General features: G+C 70.2%; 2 protein-coding genes. Both read right to left on the bottom strand.

Annotated features, from left to right (window positions below; genetic code table 11):
• Nucleotides 1–1,136, bottom strand: a 1,136-nt coding sequence (mftC, locus tag U9980_RS02860) for a mycofactocin radical SAM maturase (RefSeq protein WP_416210123.1), incomplete at its 3' end; no start/stop codon positions are given.
• Nucleotides 1,123–1,423, bottom strand: a 301-nt coding sequence (gene mftB, locus U9980_RS02855; RefSeq protein WP_322766554.1) for a mycofactocin biosynthesis chaperone MftB, incomplete at its 5' end; no start/stop codon positions are given. The genes mftC and mftB, both read right to left, overlap by 14 nt.

Raw genomic sequence — 1,423 nt, 5'->3', positions numbered from 1 at the left:
CTGCGGTCGTTCTTGCTGTGGTCGTTGTCGACGGCGGGCAGGCTCGCGGGGTTCACCGCGGCCAGCGCGGTCTCGCCGTGGCCGAGGACGCACTCGGGGTCGGGGCCGTCCAGTGGCAGGCCGGTGAAGAACTTCGCCGCCATGCAGCCACCCTGGCAGGCGTCGTAGTGCCCGCAGGATGCGCACGCCCCGGCACTGCCCGGTTCCCGCAGCTCGGTGAACAGCTCCGATCCCCGCCACACCCCCGCGAACCCGCCGGGGTCCAGCACGCTGCCGGCGCGGAAGTGCTCGTGCAGGGCGAACGGGCAGGCGTAGACGTCCCCGACCGGGTCGATCAGACAGACGACCCGTCCGGCGCCGCACAGGTTCAACCCGGGTAGGGACTGGCCGTAGGCCGCCAGGTGGAAGAACGAGTCGCCGGTCAGCACGTTCGGCCGGGCCAGCAGCCAGGAATGCAGGTCACGCTGTTGGACGGCGGTCGGGTGCAGCTCGGCCCAGGAGTCCCGACCCCGACCGGACGGGCGTAGTCGGGTGATCCGCAGTTCGGCGCCGTAGTCCCGTGCCAGCGATTCGAACGAGTCGAGCTGGTTCGCATTGTGCCTGGTCACGACCACGGACAGCTTGAACGCGCCGAATCCGGCGGCGGCGAGGTGATCCATGGCCGCGCGGGCCCGATCATAGGAGCCGGTACCGCGGACCGGGTCGTTGGTCATCGCGTCCGCGCCATCCAGGGAGATCTGGACGTCGACGTAATCCAGTGAGGCGAGCCGCCGCGCCTTCTCCGACGTGATCATCCCGCCGTTGGTGGAGAACTTGACCCCGACACCATGGTCGACGCAGTACTCCAGCACCTCGAAGAAGTCGGGCCGGATCATCGGCTCGCCCCCACCGACGTTGACGTAGAAGACCTGCATGTCGGCAAGCTGGTCGACGACCGAGCGCAGCTGGTCGGTGGTCAGCTCGCGAGGGTCGCGCCGACCGGAGGACGACAGGCAGTGGACGCACGCCAGGTTGCAGGCATACGTCCACTCCCAGGTCAGGCAGATCGGCGCGTCGAGGCCGCGGCGCAGCTCGTCTTGCAACGACCGGCTCGCTACCGCCGCTGGTGCCTGCCCGGCCAGCTCAGTGACGCTCACGGATGAACCCCGTTTCCACCAGGCGGGCCAGTGCCCGCTCCACCGCCGGCCGTTTCGCTGTGGGTACCGCGCCGAGTGCGGCATCCGCGGAGGGCTGGTCCGCGAGTGCCCGCACCACGGCGAGCAGATCGAGATCCTTCAACAGGGACAGCCGCCGGGTGTCATAGGAGTAGGCGAGCGCGCCGAACCGCTCCGGGCGCAGCGCGACCTTCGGATGCAGCTCGTAGGCGCGGTCGCGGTCAAAGGCGCCGGTCGTGACCGGCGCGGCGGCGTGCGGGGGTGAGGGC

The sequence above is a fragment of the Protofrankia sp. Cr1 genome (assembly GCF_963555865.1).
In the GTDB taxonomy this organism is placed as follows: Bacteria; Actinomycetota; Actinomycetes; order Frankiales; family Frankiaceae; genus Protofrankia.
Note: the sequence above shows the minus strand (reverse complement) of the source record. Positions and strands in the feature narration are given on the sequence as shown.